This window comes from Photorhabdus namnaonensis (assembly GCF_001684335.1).
Taxonomy (GTDB): Bacteria; Pseudomonadota; Gammaproteobacteria; order Enterobacterales; family Enterobacteriaceae; genus Photorhabdus; species Photorhabdus namnaonensis.
In genome coordinates this window covers 287626-309638 of sequence record NZ_LOIC01000018.1, presented here as the reverse complement: position 1 = coordinate 309638, position 22013 = coordinate 287626, and the positions used below count along the sequence as shown (strand labels likewise).

Annotated in this window: 19 protein-coding genes; 4 read left to right on the top strand and 15 right to left on the bottom strand. The window is 40.9% G+C overall.

The window, feature by feature from the left end:
- Positions 1-147: 147 nt before the first annotated feature.
- On the top strand, positions 148-1071 hold the full coding sequence (speB, locus tag Phpb_RS03655; RefSeq protein WP_065389207.1) for an agmatinase: 924 nt from the start codon (positions 148-150) through the stop codon (positions 1069-1071).
- A 133-nt stretch (positions 1072-1204) separates the two neighbouring features.
- Here speB and Phpb_RS03650 read toward each other — a convergent pair whose 3' ends face one another.
- The 9 genes from Phpb_RS03650 to leuA form a co-directional block, all read right to left on the bottom strand.
- A complete protein-coding gene (locus Phpb_RS03650; RefSeq protein WP_065389206.1) occupies positions 1205-1591 on the bottom strand; it encodes a type II toxin-antitoxin system VapC family toxin in 387 nt (128 codons plus the stop codon).
- Positions 1588-1821 (bottom strand): type II toxin-antitoxin system Phd/YefM family antitoxin, encoded by a 234-nt coding sequence (locus tag Phpb_RS03645; RefSeq protein WP_205634728.1) that lies wholly within the window; start codon positions 1819-1821, stop codon positions 1588-1590. The genes Phpb_RS03650 and Phpb_RS03645 overlap by 4 nt, the downstream gene beginning before the upstream one ends.
- A 173-nt stretch (positions 1822-1994) precedes the next feature.
- Positions 1995-2708, bottom strand: coding sequence for a TerC family protein (locus Phpb_RS03640; protein ID WP_065389205.1), 714 nt, complete (start codon positions 2706-2708; stop codon positions 1995-1997).
- A gap of 92 nt (positions 2709-2800) precedes the next feature.
- Positions 2801-3487, bottom strand: a complete 687-nt coding sequence (mutH, locus tag Phpb_RS03635; RefSeq protein ID WP_065389204.1) for a DNA mismatch repair endonuclease MutH — start codon at positions 3485-3487, stop codon at positions 2801-2803.
- 585 nt (positions 3488-4072) lie between these two features.
- Positions 4073-5734 (bottom strand): HTH-type transcriptional regulator SgrR, encoded by a 1662-nt coding sequence (gene sgrR, locus Phpb_RS03630; protein WP_065389203.1) that lies wholly within the window; start codon positions 5732-5734, stop codon positions 4073-4075.
- A 448-nt stretch (positions 5735-6182) separates the two neighbouring features.
- Positions 6183-6788, bottom strand: a complete 606-nt coding sequence (gene leuD, locus Phpb_RS03625) for a 3-isopropylmalate dehydratase small subunit (RefSeq protein WP_109396537.1) — start codon at positions 6786-6788, stop codon at positions 6183-6185.
- Between the two features lie 8 nt (positions 6789-6796).
- Positions 6797-8206 carry a 3-isopropylmalate dehydratase large subunit gene (gene leuC, locus Phpb_RS03620; protein ID WP_065389201.1) on the bottom strand — a complete coding sequence of 470 codons (1410 nt, stop codon included), beginning with the start codon at positions 8204-8206 and terminating at the stop codon, positions 6797-6799.
- Between the two features lies 1 nt (position 8207).
- The gene (gene leuB, locus Phpb_RS03615) at positions 8208-9299 is read right to left on the bottom strand and encodes a 3-isopropylmalate dehydrogenase (RefSeq protein ID WP_036810871.1); all 1092 of its coding nucleotides are present in this window, start codon (positions 9297-9299) and stop codon (positions 8208-8210) included.
- A gap of 2 nt (positions 9300-9301) precedes the next feature.
- Positions 9302-10864 carry a 2-isopropylmalate synthase gene (leuA, locus tag Phpb_RS03610; protein ID WP_065389200.1) on the bottom strand — a complete coding sequence of 521 codons (1563 nt, stop codon included), beginning with the start codon at positions 10862-10864 and terminating at the stop codon, positions 9302-9304.
- Positions 10865-11821: 957 nt separating this feature from the next.
- On the opposite strand from leuA, the gene leuO reads away from it, so the two are divergent.
- From leuO to Phpb_RS03595, 3 genes are all read left to right on the top strand, one after another.
- The gene (gene leuO, locus Phpb_RS03605) at positions 11822-12766 is read left to right on the top strand and encodes a transcriptional regulator LeuO (RefSeq protein WP_065389199.1); all 945 of its coding nucleotides are present in this window, start codon (positions 11822-11824) and stop codon (positions 12764-12766) included.
- 236 nt (positions 12767-13002) lie between these two features.
- On the top strand, positions 13003-14802 hold the full coding sequence (locus tag Phpb_RS03600) for an AMP-dependent synthetase/ligase (RefSeq protein WP_205634732.1): 1800 nt from the start codon (positions 13003-13005) through the stop codon (positions 14800-14802).
- A gap of 155 nt (positions 14803-14957) precedes the next feature.
- Positions 14958-15524 carry an RBBP9/YdeN family alpha/beta hydrolase gene (locus Phpb_RS03595; protein WP_065389197.1) on the top strand — a complete coding sequence of 189 codons (567 nt, stop codon included), beginning with the start codon at positions 14958-14960 and terminating at the stop codon, positions 15522-15524.
- 774 nt (positions 15525-16298) lie between these two features.
- On the opposite strand, the gene Phpb_RS03590 is transcribed toward Phpb_RS03595, so the two are convergent.
- From Phpb_RS03590 to Phpb_RS25850, 6 genes are all read right to left on the bottom strand, one after another.
- Positions 16299-16667, bottom strand: a complete 369-nt coding sequence (locus tag Phpb_RS03590; RefSeq protein ID WP_065389196.1) for a Mor transcription activator family protein — start codon at positions 16665-16667, stop codon at positions 16299-16301.
- Positions 16660-17088, bottom strand: coding sequence for a gp16 family protein (locus Phpb_RS03585; RefSeq protein WP_065389195.1), 429 nt, complete (start codon positions 17086-17088; stop codon positions 16660-16662). Before Phpb_RS03585 ends, Phpb_RS03590 begins: the two co-directional genes overlap by 8 nt.
- 97 nt (positions 17089-17185) lie before the next feature.
- Positions 17186-17377 carry a hypothetical protein gene (locus tag Phpb_RS03580; protein WP_040153038.1) on the bottom strand — a complete coding sequence of 64 codons (192 nt, stop codon included), beginning with the start codon at positions 17375-17377 and terminating at the stop codon, positions 17186-17188.
- Positions 17378-17801: 424 nt separating this feature from the next.
- Positions 17802-18974 carry an ExeA family protein gene (locus Phpb_RS03575; RefSeq protein ID WP_065389194.1) on the bottom strand — a complete coding sequence of 391 codons (1173 nt, stop codon included), beginning with the start codon at positions 18972-18974 and terminating at the stop codon, positions 17802-17804.
- Positions 18975-19212: 238 nt separating this feature from the next.
- The gene (locus tag Phpb_RS03570) at positions 19213-20997 is read right to left on the bottom strand and encodes a DDE-type integrase/transposase/recombinase (protein ID WP_065389193.1); all 1785 of its coding nucleotides are present in this window, start codon (positions 20995-20997) and stop codon (positions 19213-19215) included.
- Between the two features lie 53 nt (positions 20998-21050).
- The gene (locus Phpb_RS25850) at positions 21051-22007 is read right to left on the bottom strand and encodes a hypothetical protein (RefSeq protein ID WP_036777233.1); all 957 of its coding nucleotides are present in this window, start codon (positions 22005-22007) and stop codon (positions 21051-21053) included.
- Positions 22008-22013 lie beyond the last annotated feature (6 nt).

Sequence of the window (22013 nt, the reverse complement as noted above, 5' to 3'; positions counted from 1 at the left end):
CCTGTATACAGATAACGTTATTTATATAAACCAGATACAGAATGCAGAAAAATGGGGTTGTCTCAGAAATACCCCATTTCGTCATGGCATGGGTATTCTGGTATTAAATAACTTTGTTCTGTCAGGAAACTTTTGAGGATATATCTCATGACAATAAGTACCTTGGGCAACCAACAAGATGATTCTTTGGTTTCTAATGCCTTCGGTTTCCTGCGCTTTCCGTTGAATTTCCAGCCATATTCTAGCGATGCAGAGTGGGTAATTACCGGGGTGCCATTTGATATGGCAACATCAGGTCGTGCAGGTAGCCGCCACGGGCCTGCGGCTATTCGTCAGGTTTCGACGAATTTGGCATGGGAAAGCCGCCGTTGGCCGTGGGATTTTAAATTACGCAATTGTCTTAACGTTGTGGATTGTGGTGATTTAGTCTTTAACTTCGGCGATGCTCAGGAGATGAGTGATAAGTTGCAGGCTCATGCTGAAAAAGTGCTGGCTTCCGGTAAGCGTATGCTCTCTTTTGGTGGCGATCACTTTATTACTTTGCCTTTGCTACGCGCTCACGCCAAACATTTCGGCAAAATGGCTCTGGTTCATTTTGATGCTCATGCTGATACCTATCCAAACGGTAGCCAGTTTGATCACGGTACCATGTTCTATCATGCGCCAAATGAAGGGTTGATCGACCCGCATCGTTCAGTACAAATTGGTATTCGTACTGAACATGGACGGGACAATGGTTTTACGGTGCTGGATGCTGATCAGGTTAATGATCGTAGTGTGGATGATTTGCTTGCTCAGATAAAAGAGACGGTTGGCGATATGCCGGTTTACCTGACTTTCGATATCGATTGTCTTGATCCGGCTTTTGCGCCGGGTACGGGGACACCCGTCATTGGTGGTTTGACAACCGATCGAGCACTGAAATTACTGCGTGGTTTGCAACCGCTAAATATTGTCGGTATGGATGTGGTGGAAGTCGCTCCAGCGTATGATCAATCTGAAATTACGGCTCTGGCAGGTGCGACTATTGCACTGGAGATGCTCTATTTACAGGCATCTAAGAAGCGCTAAATAGCGCATAGCCTTAATATACTTGGGGGATAGTGAGATAAGCTCGTACTGAGTTGTGGAGCTATCCCCTTGAAATTCGGCTATTTTGATTGATGTAACCTTTATATGCTTTTCTGAATGCTCTTTGTCATTTTTACATGCGAGCATCAATTAACCGAATATCATATTGAGAGAAAATACTATCGGCTGAAATCAGTGTCAGTCCTTCCATCTGAGATTGAACAATTAGCATCCTATCAAAAGGATCACTATGATAGCGTGGTAAGTCCCCTGCGTACTCAGCATGGGAATGGGATATAGGTAGTGGAAAGAAGTTATTCTTCTCCATAGCAATTTCAAAGTCGGCTCTGAAGTCCAGTTTACCGATGGAGCGTTTAATAGATATTTCCCAAGGCGTAACCGCGCTAACATAAACAATGTTTGCCCCTCTGGACAAAATATTCCGAGTAATTGGCCCCAGTTTTGAATTATTGGTGAGCCACCAGATAAAAACATGTGTATCAAGCAACAAACGTTTCACTTGTCACCTTCAAACATGGACTGAATTTCCCGATCTGCATCAAAAAAATCTTCTCCTATGGTAATAAGATCTTCGAATCCTCCAGGAACTCTATTTTGTTGGGTTATTGGTACAATCTGGACATAAGGCTTGCCAGCTTTGGCTATGATGATAACTTCACCACTGACAGCTTTGTCAGCTAGTTGGCTTAAGTTACTTTTAGCTTCATGCATATTTGCTTGGATAGTCATAATAAAGCCCTCATACTTGGCTAGATTAGCTAAGTATAACAAAAAATGCCGAAATAACCGGCAATTTTTTGCTGCATAGAATTGAGATGCCGCAATGTTGAACTGGGCATCTGCTAGTAGCATACTTTTTAAATCAAAGAATGATATTTTTTTGCGTTATTGTAGCGCTATTTCTAATGTCTTTTCTTTTTCCCACGCATGAGATTCAGTGTTTCTACCGCCATTGAGAAGAACATAGCGAAATAGATATAACCTTTAGGTATATGCACTTGTACGCTTTCCAGAATAAGGGTAAAGCCCACAAGGATTAGGAATGACAGCGCCAGCATTTTGACTGAGGGGTGACGATCAACGAATTCGCCGATAGGACGAGCGGCGAGCATCATAACACCGACGGCTATGATAACGGCTGCCATCATAATGAATAGATGATCGGACAGACCAACAGCGGTAATGACTGAATCCAGGCTGAAAATAATATCCAGCAACATAATCTGGATGATGGCTCCCAAGAAAGAGTGAACAGGACGTTTTAGCTCTCCTTCATTGTCACCTTCGATAGCTTCGTGGATTTCTTTGCTGGCTTTCCAGATCAGGAACAGACCACCGAAGAATAGGATTAAATCACGGGCGGAAACATCATGCTCAAAAACTGTCAATATCGGGTAGGTCAGTCGAATAACCCAGGCAATAGATGCTAACAGCGCCAGGCGCATTAGCATTGCTCCCATTAGTCCGATCTTACGTGCTTTATTTTGTTGATGGCTAGGGAGTTTTGCCACAACAAGTGACAAAAAGATAATATTATCAATTCCTAAAACGATTTCTAGAATTGTCAGGGTGGCAAGTGCCATCCAAGCTTGGGGATCAGCAATCCATTCTAACATTGCTTATTAAAACCTTAAGGTAAAAATCTAATTATACGCGCGATTAGATGTAAGGTAAGTATGCCAATGTAAAAATCAGTCAGAGCTCAACGTTAAATCAGAAAATGACGGGCCAGTAGAGGAGCAGTGAAATTTTTCCTCAGATAGAACCCGCGAGGCAGAGTCATAATAGGCTGGCCGTGTACTCCGATTGCTTCGGTTAATGCTTTGCTGTTAGCCGCTTTTGGACGTAACTGTAATACTTCGCCATGACGGGCGGTAACGCTCTCTACTTTGCCAAGCACGATGAAATCCATCAATTCTTCCCAGTCACGACGCAGTAACTCTTCCTCTTGTTGATTGGGGCTCCATAATAAAGGGGAACCAACCCGGCGTTTGGCTAAAGAAATTTCCCGTTCTCCTTCAACGGGTATCCACAGCACCCGCGATAATTTGCGTCTGACATGACAACTTTCCCAGGTAATACCACTGTTCCCCGTTAATGGCGCGACGCAGACAAATGTTGTCTCCAGTGGATAACCTTTTCTGTCCACGGGGATGGTTTTAAGCTCAATACCGATATGTTCGAAATCTTGCTCTGGCTTACTGCCGGCACTCGCACCGAGGTAATATTCTAGCAACATGCCCACCCAGCCTTTATCTCGTTTCAGATTGGGCGGGATAGGCAAATTGGCTTTTGCCGCGAGTTCTCCCATTGATAAGCCAGCCAGAAGGTGGGCGCATTCAAGCAATTGTTGCTCGTTGTCTGGTGGTGGTGGAGGGGAAAAAAGAGTGTTCATTTGGGATATCCGTTTTTTAGGTCAAAAAACAGCCTTAGTTTATGTGAATAATAAATCTGAGGTTTCACGCAATAGCTAAAAAGTGATAATAGCATGATATACAAACATTTTTTATTGCTGTTTCAAATATTGTAAAATGTGCTGCTGTTCTTGTTCACCTATTGCCGGTAATAATGAACAGGATCTTACACCATGTTATCCACAGTTTTATGGGATAAGTAGACAAAAATGAGATCACTGGTTTGATTTACAGGTTTGACTAACACTTTTTTCTACAAAAACCGCGGTTTTTTGCTTAACTAAAAAGCATAACCTGTGGATAACATGATGTTTGGTTGTTTTTTGTCCTCATCAACTAACGTTGTTCATTATAACCGTGATTGACGCGAGAAATAGCGAGGTAAATAGCTGCTATTTCAATGAAAAATAAATACTATTTCATTTTTTGTTTATAAATTGATAATTCATAATATAAAGCTATACCTGAATTACCCCTGCCTTTTTCACATAGATATCCACAGAAAAAGTGAATAAAAGCGAGTTTGTACACCTGTGTATGTTCATAACTCTGGCCTTTTCTGTGAATTACCCTTCAGATGGGTTGAACCAGGCAGATTTGAAATCAAACCAACCAAAGGTGTTCATTTTAACTCCCCGCATACTTCTCTGCCCCTGTAACTCAAGCCAGTGGTGGAACAGTGGATGCAGCCAATGTTCATCAACTATTTTTTCACACCACTCTTCAAGCGATAACTCTTGTTGTCGCCATTGTGATACTTCTTTACTGAAATCATTACCAAGGCACTTTTTCAATAATGGCATCTCGTACAGCGTAGCGAACAGCGAAAACTCCAGAGGGTTATAAAAATTGGCGGTAGCAAGCCAGAGGTCACTTTCGGTGTTGCCATTGAACCATGTGTCATAATCCACGATGTTGATTTTTAATTCGACGCCGCACTTGGCCAGTATGGCTTGCAGGATCTGGCTGATTGTGTGGTATTCGTGATGTTGATGGCAAAGCGTGACGGTCAGATGAGTAATATCCTCTGGTTTGTTCAATTCGGATATCAGCTTACTGTGATGCCAGCGTAGTAATAAACCATAAGCAGGTGACCAATGGCGTTGATAAAAGGGGTCACAGTGCGCTAGTAGATTTATCGGTGTTAGCAGGCTGCATAGCCATTGGCGAACCTCTTCTCTCTTACACTTAGTTGAACGGTGGTCATGTAGTAGAAAATAACAGCCCTCTTCTATCCTGCTATCTAACGAGTTATTACCCGTGCTGTCACTTTCCAGATGCAGAGTTGTACAAACCAGTTTCTCGGCTAATTCTGGTAGAAACCATATATTCACCTGATCAATCAGCGCCCGAAAACCAAAGTAATTATCAAAGGCACGAATTTGTAGTTTCTGAGCGCTGTTTTTTATGACCTGGTAAGGGCCGGTTCCCACGGGCATACGAGAGAAGTTCGGTAACTTCTGCCACTCTTGAGGCAAGATCATGGCATGTGGGCTGCCGATTAATAAAGGGAGCCAGAGATCGGGTTCTGAAAGAAAAATATCAATCACATAGGGTGTGGGCGTGGTGACTTTTTCAATATGAGAAAAAAGAGGCAGGTTGCGTAATCTTTGTAGCGAAGCAATGACATCCGCCATCTGTAATTCTCTGCCGTGGTGAAAATGGATGGCCGGCCGTAGATAAAATCGCCAATGATTTGAGGATAATTGTTGCCAATGATGAGCTAAGTCAGCTTCTGGTTCCCCATTTTCCTCATTTATGCGGGTTAAGCTATTAAATATCTGCCTGACCAGATGAATTTCAGAACGGCGTAACGGTGAACCGGGTAGAAGATTAGGAAAGGGGCGATAATAGAGTATTCGCAGTAAGTTTTTTCCCTGACGGAAACGACGTTCAATCTGGGAGAGTACCATATGACGGACTGTATCTTTATCACCAACCAGTTGGACCAGCTTCTCAACATTCTGTTGCTCAAGCAACTCTTCAGCTCGTTGTTGCTGGAATTCCCAGCCATCACGTAAGAAATTCAGTTGAGAACGTTTCCCTCGACCGGACTCTGCCTGCCACTGTAACCAGCCAGCTTTCTGCATATTGTTGAGCAGTGAACGGATATGACGTTTTGAACAATGCAGTACATTTGCCAGCTCTTGTAATGTTGTTTCAGCCTCTTTTCCTTGATGGTGTTGCCATAATCGAATGAATTGTTGTTGTAAGCGTGAACTGGGCATAAAAGAGGAACTCCAGAGTATTATTCATCAATTTTTATTTCCTTATATTGAGACGATAATTATCCATATTGAAAGTAGCTCAATAGGCCAGACGAAATCTGGCTTCTCCCCCAATTTTCTTGAGTAATGGTGATTTGCCAGCCAGTAAGAAAACTTACTGGCTTTTTTTCTTATTGTACATTATGTATTCCTCGCTTCTTTTTTACATGTTAGCTTAAAACGAGTAATAATCTGGCATTGGTGGCGATTTGTCCAGCCACTATCGCTATTTTATCTATTAATTTCTTTTAAATGTGATATTGGATGATTAAATATTAGTTAAGGCATTGTATGCAGCTGAAAAGTGATTGCCTGCATGAGTATAGACGTGGTGGGATTGTTCTTGCTTTTGACACCGATAGAAAAATCCCGTAGTAGAAAACTACGGGATGAATTAATAAAGGAAAAATTAACGCAGAAAAACCGGTTGTTCCTGCTCGTAGGCTGTTATGGCGTCCAGATGTTGTAATGTCAAGCCGATGCTGTCCAGACCATTCATCATACAGTGACGCCGGAAACTATCGATTTCAAAAGCATAGCTTTTATTACCAGAGTGAACTTTCTGTTGTTCTAGATCGACAGTAAAACGACAAGCTTTGTTTTGTTGAACCAAATCAAATAGCTCATTGACATCTTTATCGTTCAGTTTTACTGGCAATAACTGGTTGTTGAAAGCGTTACTGTAGAAAATATCCGCAAAACTTGGGGCGATAACTACTTTAAAACCATAATCCGTTAGTGCCCAAGGCGCATGTTCGCGGGAGGAACCGCAACCAAAGTTTTCACGAGCCAGAAGGATACTGGCGCCCTGATAACAAGGCTGATTTAATACGAATTCAGGGTTGGGTTTTTGTCCTGCATCATCAACAAAACGCCAGTCATGAAACAGATGTTGACCAAATCCTGTGCGCGTGACTTTCTGCAAGAATTGTTTGGGAATAATGGCGTCAGTATCGACGTTTGCCGCATCTAAAGGAGCAACTAAACCGGTATGTTGAATAAACTTTTCCATCATTCTCTCCTTTATGACTTCTGTGCTGGATGGCGTATATCGATAAAATGACCATTAATCGCTGCTGCTGCTGCCATCGCTGGACTAACTAAATGGGTGCGTCCACCACGTCCCTGGCGCCCTTCAAAGTTGCGGTTACTGGTAGAAGCGCAGCGTTCACCGGGTTGCAGGCGGTCATTATTCATTGCCAGACACATGGAACATCCGGGTAAGCGCCATTCAAAACCAGCCGCTATGAAAATTTTATCCAAACCTTCTGCTTCTGCTTGTGCTTGAACAGGGCCTGATCCGGGAACAACGATTGCTTGAACGCCAGGTGCAACTTTATGGCCTTGTGCGATGGCTGCGGCAGCCCGTAAATCTTCAATCCGGGAGTTGGTGCAAGAGCCGATAAAGACTTTATCGATCTTCACATCTGTTAGCTTAATACCGGGTTTCAAATCCATATAAGCCAGTGCTTTTTCAGCAGATGCCCGTTCGACAGGATCACTAAAAGATTCTGGCGCTGGAATGGCTTGATCAATGGCGATCACTTGTCCAGGATTTGTTCCCCATGTAACCTGCGGAGAGATCTCTTCTGCATTAATCGTAATAATGGTGTCATATTGCGCATCAGGATCGGATTTCAATGTTTTCCAGTAATCAACAGCTTGTTCCCACAGTTCCCCTTTTGGTGAGAACTGGCGGCCTTTCATATAAGCGAAAGTTGTTTCATCCGGTGCGACCAAACCAGCTTTAGCTCCCATTTCAATTGCCATGTTACATAAAGTCATACGGCCTTCCATGCTAAGTGCTTCAATCGCCTTACCACAGAATTCCACCACATACCCGGTACCGCCCGCACTACCTGTTTTGCCGATGATCGCCAGAACGATATCTTTGGCGGTGATAGCATTACCGACACCACCCATCACTTCGATTTTCATCGTTTTAGCGCGGGCTTGTTTCAGGGTTTGGGTGGCGAGTACATGTTCAACTTCAGAAGTGCCAATGCCGAAAGCTAATGAGCCGAATGCCCCATGCGTTGCGGTATGGGAATCACCACAAACAATCGTCATGCCCGGCAAGGTTATACCCTGTTCAGGTCCGATGACATGAACAATCCCCTGATAAGGGTGGTTGAGATCATATAATGTAATACCGAATTCGGCGCAGTTTTTCATCAACTCCTGCATTTGAATGCGAGCCATGTCGCCACAGGCGTTAATATCTTTTGTTTGCGTGGATACGTTATGATCCATTGTTGCGAACGTTTTACCTGGCTGGTGCACTGGGCGGCCTTTGGTGCGCAAACCATCGAAAGCTTGCGGCGAGGTCACTTCATGAACCAGATGACGATCAATATAGAGTAACGGGGTTTCATTCGGTACTTCCCGGACAATATGGGCGTCATATAATTTTTGGTATAAAGTTTTAGCCATGTTAAATACCCTCGGCTATATAACGGGCGATAGCGCTGCCCATTTCATCAGTACTAATTGCTTTACCGTTTCCGGCTAAATCTGTTGTGCGATAGCCCTGTTCCAGCGCGTAGTTAACCGCCTGTTCAATCGCATTTGCGGCGTCATTGCGACCTAAGCTGTAACGCAATAGTAAGGCGGCAGACAGGATTTGGGCTATCGGGTTAGCAATACCTTTGCCGGCAATATCTGGTGCGGAACCGCCTGCGGGTTCATACAGGCCGAAACCTTTTTCATTCAGGCTGGCGGAAGGTAACATGCCCATTGAACCGGTAATCATAGCGCATTCATCAGATAAGATATCGCCGAAAATATTAGAGCACAGCATCACATCAAACTGAGATGGATCTTTAATTAACTGCATGGTGGCGTTATCAATATACATGTGATTGATTTCTACATCTGGATACTCTTTTGCAATCTCAGTAACAACTTCTCGCCACAATACGGAACTCTGCAACACATTTGCTTTATCAATAGATGTAACTTTATTACTACGTTTGCGGGCGGATTCGAAGGCGATACGGGCAATGCGCTCGATTTCAAAACGGTGATAAATCTCAGTATCAAATGCTCGTTCATATTTACCTTGGCCTTCACGTCCTTTGGGTTGACCAAAATAGATACCGCCGGTTAATTCACGGACACATAAAATATCAAAGCCTTTGGCGGCAATATCACTGCGTAAAGGACAAAATACCTCTAATCCGGCATATAGGCGGGCAGGGCGTAAATTACTGAACAATTTGAAATGTTTGCGTAATGGCAACAGTGCGCCACGCTCAGGTTGCTCTGCTGGTGGTAAATGTTCCCATTTAGGCCCTCCCACGGAGCCGAACAATATGGCATCAGCCTGTTCACAACCTGCTATGGTTTTTGCCGGTAGTGGACAGCCGTGGCGATCGATAGCAATCCCCCCCACATCATATTCGCTGGTGGTGATGCGGATATTGAAACGCTTACGGATTGCATCCAATATCTTATAGGCTTGTGCCATAACTTCGGGGCCAATACCATCACCGGGTAAAACTGCAATATGATAATTGTTCGACATGTTTACACCATTTCCTTTGTATTTTGCTGTATACGTTGTTTCTCTTTCTTAACTTGCTCTGTACGCCAAACGCAGTTCAGAGCATGAACCATTGCTTTGGCAGAAGATTCAACAATATCGGTTTCCAATCCCATGCCGTGGAAGCGACGTCCAAAGCATTCGACAACGATATTTACCTGGCCCAGTGCATTTTTCCCGTGGCCTTTACCTGATAACTGATAAGAAACCAGTTCAATTGGGTATTCAGTTATTCGGCTAATTGCCTGATATACCGCATCTACCGGGCCATTACCGGTGGCAGCTTCTGATTTTAGCTCTTTGCCACACACTAAACGTACAGCGGCTGTTGCCATCACGTTGGAGCCAGATTGGATATTAAAGTGATCAAGATGGAAAAATTCGGGTCCTTGCTGTTGCAGGTTCATGAAAGCTAAGGCTTCCAAATCATAGTCAAATACCTGACCTTTTTTATCTGCCAGACGTAAAAAGGCTTCGTATAAGCTATCCAGATCGTAATCTGTATCCTGATATCCCATCTCTTCCATACGGTGTTTTACTGCGGCGCGGCCGGAACGAGAAGTCAGGTTCAATTGAATTTCTTTCAGGCCGATGGACTCTGGCGTCATAATTTCGTAAGTTTCACGATTTTTCAGTACCCCGTCCTGATGAATCCCGGATGAGTGTGAAAATGCATTGCTACCGACGACTGCTTTATTCGCAGGGATCGGCATATTGCATAATTGGCTGACCAACTGACTGGTGCGGTAAATTTCTTGATGGTTGATATTGGTATAAACGCCTAACGTTTGCTGACGGACTTTAATCGCCATAATGACTTCTTCCAGTGAGCAGTTGCCGGCACGTTCACCCAGACCATTTATCGTCCCTTCTATCTGACGGGCGCCGGATTGTACTGCTGTGATCGAGTTGGCGACAGACATCCCCAAATCATCGTGACAATGGACGGATAATATCGCTTTATCGATATTAGGAACGCGTTCGATCAAATTGGTAATGATGCCGCCAAATTGATATGGCACGGTGTAACCGACAGTATCTGGGATATTGATAGTTGTTGCGCCGGCTTTGATAGCGTTTTCAACGATCCGACACAGATTATCAATAGGTGTACGGCCCGCATCTTCACAGGAGAATTCGACATCATCAGTGTAACGACGCGCTCGTTTGATTGATTGGGCTGCCATTTCCATAACATTTTCGAATGTTTTTTTCAGCTTGGATTCAATATGTAAATTGGAAGTGGCCAGGAACACGTGGATTCGAAAGGCTTCCGCAACTTTTAATGCTTCTGCGGCCACATCGATATCTTTTTCTACACAACGCGCCAAGGCACAAACACGGCTGTTTTTTATCTGTTTAGCGATCGTTTGGACAGATTCAAAATCACCAGGAGAGGAAACTGGAAAACCGACTTCCATGATATCAACACCCATTCTTTCCAGAGCCAAGGCAATTTGGAGTTTTTCGTTCACACATAAGCTGGCTTGTAATGCTTGTTCTCCATCACGTAATGTGGTGTCGAAGATAATAACTTGCTGGTTCATATGTACGTTCCTCTCGTGGTTATTTTTTGCGCCCAGCAGGTAAAAAAAACCCGCGCATGGCGCGGGTTCTTGTGAATGTCTGGTTTGGACCAACTCTGTTTTGAATCAACTCTGTTTTCTGTCCACCAGCATACCGCGCATATCAGATACGATAAGTAGTAGGTTTAATAGACAAATTGAGTGAATCATATCGATCCAACCTTTCAGTAGTATTAATGAGTGTTCGTGATTCGTATGCTTTTATTGATACGTTATCTTAAAAGTGATGTCAAGAATTCATTTAGGCATATGATTCTTGGTTTTACTTTTCTTATGGCGGTAAATTGAAGTGTTGATCTGTTTATATTTAAAAAGAATTTATTTTATCCTTTTTTGTTTGGGTTTGACTTTCGTGATTAGCTAAGATTTATATAAAAATAGTGCATTATACTGATTAATTAAAATTAAGTATTTTTCGTTTGGTGAGCTGGAAGTGGATTTGTATTTTTCTGAAAAACATCATTTGTCATTGGAAAAATAGATACAAATAGGAAGTTATGTTATATATCTTTGAAAAAATAATTCTATAACATAATAACTCTGATAAAATTGTTTAATAATAATAAGTCAGTAATTTTATTATGAATTGTGTCATTCTTTGATTTATCATCATATTACAGAAACGCAGGGTGAATAAATTGTTAACATAATTGTACTTTTTTGTGAATGAATAATGAGCATTACATTGTCTACTAATTGAAATTATTTATTTTTAACACTAATAGGGGGATGCGCTGGTTAGCTATGCGTATTCAGATTTGTACAAGGACGAGTCTTAATTATTTGTTATCGAAATGATTAAGACAATTGATCTCGTTAATAGTTATAGTCATCGTAATATCTGAGTAATAAATGAAGGTATTTCCGATGTTTTGTTATTAGCCGGGATCATCTGCATGAGTTTAGTGGAGTTAAACAATGGCTGAATACACCTCAGTAACTGCAACCAAAAAAGATCCAAATGAAATTCATTTGCGTAATGTGGATCTCAATCTGCTGACTGTTTTTGATGCAGTTATGCAAATGCAGAATGTGACACGTGCGGCACAGATATTAGGAATGTCACAACCGGCGGTCAGTAATGCGGTTTCTCGTTTGAAGCTAATGTTCAATGACGAATTATTTGTACGTTATGGGCGTGGAATACAACCGACGGCAAGGGCCCATCAATTATTTGGTCCAGTCCGTCAGGCATTACAACTGGTATATAATGAGTTACCTGGGGTTGGTTTTGAACCTGATAATAGTGATAGGGTTTTTAGTCTTTCAATTTGTAGCCCTTTGGATATTAGGCTGGCTGCGAAAATAGTTGAACAGGTAAAACAAAATACACCTAATCTGGGTGTGACGATTAGATCATATTTACATGATAATATTGAGCATCAGCTCAGATACCAGGAAACTGAGTTTGTCATTAGCTATACGCAGCTAGAACGCATGGATTTTCATCATTACCCGTTATTCAATGATGAGTTGGTTTTGGCTGTTTCTAATCATCATCCAAGAATTGAAAATAGTATTAGTGAGCAGCAATTGTATGAGGAACATCATGCAGTTGTATCATTGGATAATATATGTTCATTCAGCGTTCCCTATTATGATGGAGGTGAACGTCTGCGTTCGGTTGTTTATCAGGGTACCGACTTGAATAGTGTGTTGCATATTGTCTCTCAAACCTATTTGGTTGCAATTGCGCCAAAATGGTTGGTTGAGCACTATAGCGAACAATTAGCAATAAGGGCGGTTTCATTACCGTGGGAGCAAGTAAGTCGTCCGTGTTATTTGATTTGGCACGAATCTACAACGAAAGATAAAGGGCATCAGTGGATGAAGTCGTTGTTGAGCCAACTTAGTAACAGATAATTAATTTGAAACTCACTACTGCATAAGGGTGGTGAGTTTTTTTATTTTATCACAAATTTTTCAACTTTTGATAAATAGGCTTTTCCTGTTGTTCAGGAATCGGTAGACTGCGAGGAAATAGCTAACACCTGTAAGCTGAAAAGCGAATAAGTGATGCGAAAAGGCATTATCAGAGAATAAAATTACTGTTTTTTCTCCGATAAGAAAAAAGTTTTTCGAACAGGAAAAAAATTGTGATAACTAAAAATTTACATCCTTATCACTTGATAAACCGATTGCAACAACAAATCAAACAACACCCAGAGAAAATTGCTTTTCGCCAATGGTCTCCGGCTGAACAACTCGAACTAAATTGGAATGATATTGGCAAAAAGACCAATGCTATTAGCCGGGCGTTGTTGGAGATTGGTGTTGATGTGCAAGAAAAAATTGGTCTCTTTGCACATAACAGCATGGCGTGGTCATTGACAGATATTGCTGTATTACAACTTCGGGCGGTTACTGTTCCTCTGTATGCGACTAGTAGTCAAGAACAAGCGAGTTTCATTCTGAATGATGCTAGTGTGCATATTCTGTTTGTCGGTGGGCAGCCGCAGTATGATGTTGCTATTACTTTGACAGAACGTTGTCCCCAGTTGAGTCACATTATTGTCTTAGATGAATCAGTCGATTTGCGGGATTGTTCATTAGCTCAACATTTATCTGATTTCATGGCTGATGATAAATTACAACATCAGTTGGAGTTGGAAACCCGTATTAATAATCATGATCTGGATGATCTTTTTACGCTTATTTATACGTCCGGTACAACTGGCGAGCCTAAAGGCGTCATGCTTGATTACCGTAATTTAGCCTATCAGTTGTATTCACATGATCATGTCCTGGCGTTAACTGATCAGGACGTTTCTTTGAGTTTTCTGCCGTTATCCCATGTCTTCGAACGCGCATGGAGTTTTTATGTCATGCATGTAGGGGCACAAAATGTTTATCTGACCGACACTAACTTTATTCGTCAAGCTATGGCCGATATTCGCCCGACAGTGATGTGCGCAGTGCCGAGATTTTATGAAAAAATTTACAGTGCGATTTTCGAAAAGGTTTCTCAGGCACCCTGGCATCGAAAAAAACTCTTTAATTGGGCGATTAAATGTGGTGAGCGGCAGTTTTTACGTAAATTGCAAGATAAAAAAAGCTGCCCTTGGTCAACAGCAATGCATCGGCTGGCTGATAAACTGGTGTTGAGCAAATTACGAAATGTGTTGGGGGGCAAAGTTCGGTTTTTACCTGCTGCCGGAGCACGATTGGACGAAACGATTATTCTGTTCTTTCTCGCTGTTGGGATAAATATCAAATATGGCTATGGTATGACAGAGACTTGCGCCACAGTTTCCTGTTGGGAAGAACAAGATTATGTGCTTGGCTCTATTGGCAAACCATTACCTGGCATCGACGTCCGTATTGGTGAAGAAGATGAGATACAAGTACGTGGCCCAATTGTGATGAAGGGCTATTTCAATAATCAGCAAGAAACCATCAAAGCATTTACTCAAGACGGTTGGTTGCGTACCGGTGACGCCGGTAAATTGGATGAAAATGGTCATTTGTTCATTACTGAACGTCTGAAAGATTTGATGAAAACATCGAATGGTAAATATATTGCTCCTCAAATGATAGAAAGCGTTTTGGGGCAAGATCGTTTTATTGAACATGTTGCTGTTATTGCTGATGCTCGTAAATTTGTATCGGCTCTTATCGTGCCTTGTTATGAAGCATTGGAAGAGTATGCAAGATCAATTAACCTCAAATATCATGATCGAATTGAATTGCTGCGTCATAGTCAAATTATCAATATGTTTGAACAACGCTTGAAAGAGATGCAGAAAAACCTCGCTCACTTCGATCAGGTAAAGCGTTTCACATTACTGCCAAATCCATTTTCAATGGAAACAGGGGAATTAACGCCAACGCTAAAATTGCGAAGGAAAATTATTATGCAGCGTTACCATAACGAAATTGAATCCATGTATCGAGATTAATTTTCTGAATCTTATACAAAGAGTGAGTGTAGCTAACAAAGAGGCGACTTGAAAGATAACGGGTATAATTATCTTATTTTGGGGAATTATGTGGATAAAATAATTATGAAGTTTGTGTGGTAAATAAAATATACTTTGTATAATTAGGTGAATTGATGAATTTTGATAATATAGTTATTGTTCATGGCCTTATGGCGACTCCTGATCATCATTGGTTTCCTTGGCTTAAAAGTCAATATGAAAGGTCAAATGTCCGGGTAATAGTGCCGGAAATGCCTGAATCTCACGCTCCTTCACCTTATTTATGGCAAGAAAAGTTGCAGGAGAGTGTACCTAACCCTAATGAAAAAACACTTTTTATTGGGCATAGCTTGGGTTGTATTGCCACACTCCGTTATATTTCATCTTTACCTGATAATGTAAATATTGGCGGGATTGTATTAATTGCAGGATTTTATGAAAAATTACCGACTTTACCCGAATTAAGTATATTTACTGAGGAAAACTTGGATTTCCATCCCCTTATACACAGAATAAACCAACGAATAGTAATATTATCGCTTAATGATGAGATTGTATCTCCACAGTTTACATTAAATTTAAGTCAGCAGCTCCGGGCTGAATTATATGGTTTCCCTGATAGCGGGCATTTTTTAGATCGTGACGGTTTTACTGTTTTTCCTAAGCTAGAAAAGGTATTAAAAGACAACTCAATGTTGTAAATAAATATTTTGTTGTTTTGTAGATATGCCAAGTTTATTTATATTCATAACTTGGCTATTTTAATTGATATGGATTATGACTAATGATAAATAAATGCAGGATAGTGGGAATTAAAATTTAATTTAAATAAATGAAGTGGAATGGTTAGTGCGAGAATATATATTCTGCATTTTTAATCGCAGTGGTGAAAAAATTAAACTATAAGCTGCTATCGAGGTTCTCTATCGTTTGATGAAGGGTGAGGTCTGCTGACAAAATGGGCACTTCACGTCAACTTTGGCCATCAAAAATTTTTTAATAAATGACGGAATTTTATATGATGATCACCGCATTTAATGCATGACTGAAAGAATAATAACAACAAATTCAAATAATTATGTCAAATTAACCTATTGAAAAGCATACCAAGCTCGGTACAATTTTCATCACAAAAAGTAACAAAAAATGTACAATTTTTTCAATGAGTTACATTTTTAGTTGTGATGATACCCACAAATAATTAACTATTATATAGCTGAAATAATAAAAACCGTTAATATTACAAAACTGAATTAAATTTTAATCCAGTGTAATTTGTCAAAACAAACATCCCGGATGATCATAAGTAAGATATTTGACAGGAAATTGAAAGATAATTATGGGAAAAACTTGGACTAAGTGGGAAGTTATGGAGATTCAATTGTAAATCCTTTTCAGTATTTGAAAGGCAGACCGAACGAGAATCATGCTTAGTCTGCCACCTGATTTTACTAAGCTCAATCAGTTTGACCTGCCTATTCAGACTCGTTATCGAATAACTTACCTTGCAGGCGATCTAGTTCCTCCTTTCGAATACGTTTCACTACGCTGTAAATCCATTGAATAGAAACACCAAACTTACGAGCCAGATCATGATGATTTTTACCGTTAAATTCGTTGAAAATCTCACGATCACGGAGGCTGACTTTCCAAACCATGCCCATAGGAAAATAGACATTCTGACCGCCCCAAACCTGCATCATATGGTTCGCAACAGCTTCACCAATTTGATCGGCTAACGCAGGCTCAACATGGATTATTTCACTGACCGTGCAGGCTGTATGCTGTGCCAGTTCGACCAGCAACTCAGGACCTTTGCTACGAAAGTTATTCACATCATTCATACTTTTTCCTCGTGACGCGGTTCTGCCACTTCTTCAGTTTTTCAATAATGCTGCTGGCTTGGTCTGAATCTAACCACTGTAAACCATCAATATTCGTTTCACATTTAATCCAGTGAGCTAAGGCTTGTTCAGAACCATTACGAACAATACCTATAGATGCCATTTCCAGCCACAATGCACGTATCTTTTTTGATTGGGGATGACTATCTAATGGATGTGATGTTTTGGATTTCCTAAAGGATTTAATCTTAAAACCGCGCTTTTTCATAGCTTCCAAAACGCGAGTTAACTGCGGGATATCCATCTCCCGCGTAGAGGTTTTTCCGGTTTTTGAAAGTAACATCTGGCGATACGTATCCTCGTCTAGTTTTAGATCACTACGTGCAATATGAATAAGCTGAATAAGTTTCTGTTTTGCCATCTTATTCATCCTCTGCTATGTACTCTTGAATTAAGTAAACCAGAATAACCAGTATTAACTTGATACTACTGAACTTGGCTTTTCGGTATAAGGCGTTTTATCCATGTGTGGTCTCCAATGGCTGTAAATCCCATGTTGACACAGATACACCGTATTGCTGACTGCAATGTGGGCAAACCAAGATTAAATCAACAACCCACTCACCAAATTCAGGGGTCTGAATAACCTTGGCTTGTTTTAAGTTCATTTTTTCAACAGGTTGTTTGCAGTGATTACATGTTATTTTCATAAGTATGTTCCTTACTTAATTTTCTGTTCAAATAGGATAATTGAAAAATTTTCTTTACCTGAATTAATTGATATTTCATTAATATCTTTTACAACAGCTTTATTTACAGAATTATGGGGTGTAGGAAGCCGCTGCAGCTTTAAACATAATTTTTCTTTTTGCCATGTTTAATTACCTGTTACTTAATAAATGTGTTTATTAATACCAATATGTTTTCTTCTTTTCCTCAACAAAGAAACCTTTTTTTTCAAGTAGATCGACAATGAAATGCCGAACTTAATATTTACAAGACCTCCATTTCTTTGGTTATAGTATGTTCCATCCTTGTTGCAACCAATTTGAAACCAATAAAACCAGAAATTATTCGAATCCGCCTATTGTTAATATTAATTGTTAAATAGAACTTTTTCTTATAATGATATCTTCAGCTAACACTGCGAATGATATTGGCATCAACCATAGGTATCTCATTAATTGCAGCCATGTTCATAGCTGCAATAATCAAGTTTCCGATAGCTAATGGATATAATAAACTAACAGTTTCTTTACTGCTATGCCGACTAAGACATAAACGGTCACGGATAGCACCAATAGCGCTATTATCTAAAATCTTATTAGTCTTCATGCCTACGCGACCAAATTTAAAATCCAAAAATGTTTCCAGATAATCATTAAGAGGAAACAAATTAACAACTTCACAACGTTGCACTACTTCACGAACCTCTTGATTACGTTCAGATAGCTTCAATTCCAGTTCAGGCTGACCAATCAAAATGATCGATAACAGTTTTTTAAATCCATCTTCCAGTTCAAAGAATCGTTTAAGGTGTTTTAATGTTGGTAAAGGCAACGAGTGTGCTTCTTCTATTATTAACACATGTTGGTAGCCAGCCCGTGAACTGTCTTTCAATATCTTGTGCAACTGGCGGAAGCGTGCTTCAGGCGATCGTTTCAAGTTTTCCAATGGCGCTAAGGTATTCACAATAGCTTCAGCAATGTTTGATGCTTTCAAGGTCTTACCTTTTACATCATTGTCTTCCATTGCTAATACGTAGGGTTCAATAACAATAACGGGGGTATTTTCCCTGTTAATACGGTCAATAAGGTCACGACGCAGTGTCGTTTTACCTGAACCCGATTCCCCTGATACTGCCAGAAAACCACCATAGCGGGCTGTTTGATACATGGCTTCCCGCACATAACGGCTATCTGGAGTCACAAAAACATCTTCAGCACTTTGAATTGCACTATCTTCAAATGGATCACGAAATAAACCAAAGTGCTTTTTCGTAGCTGGAAATAACACTTGTTTTTTTAGTAACATGATTTCCTCCTCAGAAATGAGGGTTGTATTTTTATTATCGGTATAGATATCTGATTGATTGGTTGTTTGTACCACCTCAAAACTTTTTGCGGTATCAATACCTCTTTTTGCCAAGAAATCAGTAATACGCTGACGAATTGCACCTGCGTTCTGTCGTGGCCATATATTGTGGTTAACAATTTGAGCCAACGCCGCCGCTGAAATTCCTGCCGCACTTGCTGCTGCACTTTGCGTTAACTGATGTGCCTGTAACTGCTGTTTAAACACCAGCATAATAATCCCCCGTTAAGCGGCTATCTTTATTTCTGCATATGCCATTGATAATAAGAGATAGCAACATCACTCCCTGGAAAAATATCCTATATACTTCCTACGTTATAATGAGTTTCACGAAAACAAATTGGATCACTTTTATAAATAAACCTCAGTTGTATTTTGAATTGTCAATGAAAGTAGCGGATCATGAACTTTAATTGCCATTTTGCTTTTCCTTAATATACAGCATGAAAAACTAATTACCGTTAACAATATTACGTACAACAGTTGTTGATTGCCCCATGAATTCATCAACCAACTCATCAATTTGATCTGTTGGAACACCATTAGGAAAGCGTTTAACTATTTGCTGATAAAATTCACCACGCCATGTCTTACCATGTAATTGAAACCGTTCACGTAAAATTTTGACAACATCAACGGGGTTCATAAGCTGTTCAATTCGTGGACTATGTACCGTAGAGGCTTGTCCACGTTTTGGCATATACGTTGGTGCATCATTACGTTCAATATCCAAATATGGATCAAACCGACCATTGAGGGGAAGTGTTTTCAATTTACGTGCTATTTCAGTTTCAGCCGTGTTGTTTGTCCCCATGATTTTCTGTTCAACTTCGGCTAAATTACGTTGTGCAATTGTTTGAGGAATGGCTTGGAATTCACTACCAATTACAGGTGCGCCGATGGCAAAGCCGTACTCATCTTTAGTGACTTCATTAACAAGATGGAAAGCCTCAAAGCCATCTTCACCAGTAATGATTACCTGTGCCTCTTCGTCACGCCACGGATTGCGGGTGATCATGATAGAATCACCAACACTCACGCTAGGAACAGTACTGACGTTATACTCACGTCCCCTGAAAGATACTCGCAAGGTTGCCTGTACTTTACGGCTTTCTGGGGTGCTAATTGCCAATTCACGACAAATGTTAATGGCAGGTGCTTTTACTAACTGTTCTGCTGTGATTTTTAGCCAGCAATCTGTACGGGTTTGTCCATGTCGGCTATGTATTGCACTGCGATTAAACTTCATACGCCATAGCCGTGCCAGGCGGTTAAGTTCATCAATATCATCAACCTGTCGAAAGCGTAAACCAGATTCGAAATTGCGTTCGATGATGTCACGTGCTTTTTCAACAGACCCCGTAGCACGGGCGTTACGGGCCTTGTGTTGTATCATTTGAATGCCTAGGGCTTTACACAAGTTACGTAGTGTAGGTGCTGTCAAAGCAGAACCGGGGTCAGTAAATAAAATTTGGGGTACACCGTGTAATACATCTGCGTCACCACGATCTTGCATTGCGTTAATCAACACAGAAGTAAAATTCTGACTGGTTTCACCGCCAAATAAGTATTCAACATATATCCAGCCACTTGTGTGATCTGTTAATTCAAACGACCAGACGCGATCATTAATGATACGAGCCAGATTTTTCGGCTTATTTTTATTAAATTCAGCCACAGGCATCATGCGTAATCCACTGTCAATCCCATTGTTTTTATTAGGGTTTTTTAGGTAATACAACACACAAATTGAGGCGTCTAATTCCCAGACATGATTGGGATGCAGGCTAGCCAATTGTAGGCTGGGCGCAGGCATTTTCAACTGTTCAGGATGAAGTTTGTACTGGCGCAATGCACGACTAATAGCGTCAATGGATAACGGAGAAAATTCACCTGTTTCGGTATCAATATGGCCTGCATTAATCAGGCCATTTGAACGCAGATCATTAACGGCCTGTTCGAGGCTATATAACCGTTTCCCTGTATTACGAGTGGCCTCCATCAATACCCCTGAGATCAAAGTTGCTTCTTCACGTGTCAGCGCGCTATTACCTGCATCAGAACGTTTCTTGCGTGGCTTTTTGCCAGAAATTTCACCAAGTTTTTTAATCAATGTTGAACGTGACATACAAAGCTCTTCACAAGCCGCCCGATATATTGCTTCTTTACTGCCATGTCCGGCTTTATGTGCTGCCTGTGCAATAGAAACTAATCGTTCGGTCATTGTGGTATTCATGTTATTGCCCTTATTTCTTCAATTTCTTTTCAAGCATTTTTTTCAATTCAGATTTATTCATGTGCCTCTTCCTTATCCATCCATTCTGGTCGTTCGAATCTTTCCTCTTCTGCTTCCGCACCTTCTTTAGCCCAATCAGGAACAATGCTGTGTTCTCTGTACTCAGGCAGATTAAAGTGATTACGTAGGTTACGAATTTTGACTTCAAGGTCATCGAGTACGCCTGCCATAAACCCAACATGACTAATATCGGTGCGTGTGGTATGGTCATTAAGCGTTTCAAATCCATTGAAAAGATTGGTGATAGCGGCATCAATAGCAAAAGACAATGAATTAACCTCTTGTGTCAAAGCTGCACCTTCTTCTTCCGGTTTTTCATGATTGATTCGGCGCTGAAGTTTGTGCTGGATTTCAGATTTCTCCTCAATCAAACTACTAACAAGTTCCTTTTTTTCTTGTACCGTCTGGCGTGAAATATCCAGATCAGCACGTGTATCACGCAGGGCTTTACGTAGTTCGCGGACAGACATGCGATCAATATCATCTAATGTCAGACCAGCTACAGTGCCACCTTCAGCCAATTCAGACAGTTCATCATCGTCTTCAAGCATCAATTCATACAGTTTGGAACGTCCCAAAAGCGAAAACGTTTTCGCTTTTGTTTCTAATCCAGGTGAAAGAAATTTGAGTGCAGCTTGTGCCATTTTTTGGGCAATACGGGGTTCCAGACCGAGTTGATCCTTAACGATGTTAACAAATTCGCCATGAGGTTCATTCTCTTTAAGAATAATGAGACGCTTCCCAGCTTCTAACATCGCTTCAGCACTCTGAGCCATGTAGAAACGGGTTTCATGGACGATGCGATCACGTTCATACGGCAAACCATCACCAAACTGTTCCATGATTTGCAGACGGTGTGTTGTCATAGCGTTGAGATTGACCTGTAGATCGTCGGCAAGTTGAACATCTTCGGCCAGTTTTACTGATGTTGTATTTTTTGAGCGTGCCATTATATA